Origin of the sequence: Thiohalorhabdus sp. Cl-TMA (assembly GCF_041821045.1) — a bacterium.
Lineage (GTDB): Bacteria > Pseudomonadota > Gammaproteobacteria > Thiohalorhabdales > Thiohalorhabdaceae > Thiohalorhabdus > Thiohalorhabdus methylotropha.
The window spans coordinates 1-802 of record NZ_JBGUAW010000041.1; the positions used below are offsets into that span (position 1 = coordinate 1).

The following is an 802-nucleotide window of genomic DNA, read 5'->3' on the forward strand; positions in this document are numbered from 1 at the left end:
TAGGGCCTGTTAACGCTTAATAAGGCCTCGATAATCAGGGCGAAGTGGATGAAGAAGGTGAACACCACATCCAGCTTGTCGAAGCGGGCGAAGATGCGGCGGAAGCCTTTCAGGCGGCGAAACAAGCGCTCCACCTCGTTGCGCTTTTTATACAACGTCCGGTCGAAGGACCAAGGGGCGCGGCGGTTGGCTTTGGGCGGGACCACAGGCGTCATCCCCAGGTCCATAACCAGCTGCCGGGTTTCGTCCCCTTCATAGGCCTTGTCCATGATCAGGTACTCGGCCTCAAGGCGGTGTTCGCTCAGCAGTTCGCGGCCTTCGGGGGCATCACCAGCCTGGCCCGGCGACAGGGCGAAGGTCACGGCGTATCGGGCATCCGCGGCAACCAGATGAAGCTTGGTGGTCCACCCTCCGCGGGACTTGCCGATGGCTTGAGGGCCGTTTTTTTTAACGCACCGGTGCCATCGGGATGGACCGGGATCAAGGTGGAGTCCAGCGATACCGCCTCGACCCGCACACGGATGATCTGCTGGCGCTGCAGCTCGGCGAAGACGTGGTCCAGAACCCCACTTTTGGCCCAGCGATTCATCCGGGTATAGATGGTATGCCAGTTCCCGAACCGTTTGGGCAGGCCGCGCCACTTACACCCGTGCTCCGCCACATACAAAATGGCGTTGAGCACATCGAGGTTGGAAAGTTTCACATTCCCGCGTTGGCGAGGGAACAGGTCTTCAATCTGTTCGTACTGTGCTTGGGTGATTTCCATTAGCACAGTATATCAAATAGCGTTAACAGGCCCTAG

1 protein-coding gene is annotated in these 802 nt (G+C 58.7%); it reads right to left on the minus strand.

The annotated features are described in order from the left end of the window. Positions 1–766 (minus strand): IS5 family transposase gene (locus ACERLL_RS17775; protein WP_373657435.1). Its coding sequence is split into 2 segments (ribosomal slippage), with 767 coding nucleotides annotated over them: positions 1–451 and positions 451–766; the frame shifts between segments, so codons are not numbered across the junction. This gene is flagged as partial in the annotation. Positions 767–802 lie beyond the last annotated feature (36 nt).